We start from the raw sequence: 1,208 nt of genomic DNA, 5'->3' as shown, positions 1-1,208 counted from the left end.
CCCGTGACGCAGGGTGATCACGAGGGTGCAGTCGGAGACGGCGGCTGCCGTGCGGAGCGGAGGTCCCCCCATGCAGCCGCAGCCGAGCCGAGGCCGGATATCCCCGCGCCGCCTGGCCGCCCTGGGCTCCGTCGCCGCCCTCACCCTCGCGGTCTGCAGCTCGGCCGGCAACGGCCACCTCTCCCCGACGACCACCGCCCCCACCCCCACCCCCACCGCCGTGCCGACCCCGACGGCCCCGGCGCCCACCACCCCGGCGCCCACCGGCGCCCCGGCGGCCGGCGCGCGCTTCGCGCCGTACGTCGACACGTCCCTGTATCCGGCGTACGACCTGCTGGACACGGCGGCGAAGACCGGCGTCAAGCAGTTCAACCTCGCCTTCGTCACCGCCGGCGCGGGCTGCGAACCGCGCTGGGGCGGCGTCACGGCCCTGGCCGACGACCGGGTCGCCGCGCAGATCGGCGCCCTGCGCGCCGCGGGCGGCGACGTGCGCGTGTCGTTCGGCGGGGCCGCGGGCCGCGAGCTGGCCCTGAACTGCGCGACGACCGCCGAGCTGACCGCCGCGTACGCGAAGGTCGTCGACGCGTACCGGCTCACCAAGGTCGACTTCGACGTGGAGGGCGCCGCCCTGCCCGACACCGCCGCCAACACCCGCCGGGCCCAGGCCGTCGCCCGGCTCCAGAAGTCCCACCCGGACCTCGACGTGTCGTTCACGCTGCCGGTCATGCCGGAGGGCCTCACCCAGCCGGGCGTGGACCTCCTCGCCGATGCCCGCCGCAACGGCGTCCGCGTCGACGCCGTCAACATCATGGCGATGGACTACGGCCCGGCCTACGCGGGGGACATGGGCCGGTACGCGGTCCAGGCGGCCACGGCGACGCACGCGCAGCTCAAGGGGGTGCTCGGGCTGTCCGACGCGGCCGCGTGGAAGACGGTGGCCGTCACGCCGATGATCGGCGTCAACGACGTCACGACGGAGGTCTTCCGGGTCGACGACGCGACCGAGCTGCTGGACTTCGCCCGGTCGAAGGGGATCGGCTGGCTGTCGATGTGGTCCTCGACCCGCGACAAGCAGTGCCCCGCCGGGGAGGTCGGCCACGCCGACGCGACGTGCAGCTCCATCCTCCAGCAGCCGCTCGCCTTCACCCGGGCGTTCGCCGCCTACCGCTGACCGGCGCCGGCGGCGCCGGTCAGCGGTAGGCGGCGAA

Annotated in this window: 1 pseudogene; it reads left to right on the top strand. The window is 75.5% G+C overall.

Features of this window, described 5'->3' with window-relative positions:
- Window positions 1–199 precede the first annotated feature (199 nt).
- Window positions 200–1,171, top strand: a pseudogene (locus tag LPA54_RS32670) (chitinase); the annotation flags it as partial.
- Window positions 1,172–1,208: the final 37 nt, after the last annotated feature.

The sequence above is a fragment of the Streptomyces sp. DH12 genome (assembly GCF_020873895.1).
GTDB lineage: Bacteria > Actinomycetota > Actinomycetes > Streptomycetales > Streptomycetaceae > Streptomyces.
The sequence above is the reverse complement of the archived record's forward strand: the minus strand, read 5'-3'. Positions and strand labels throughout refer to the sequence as shown.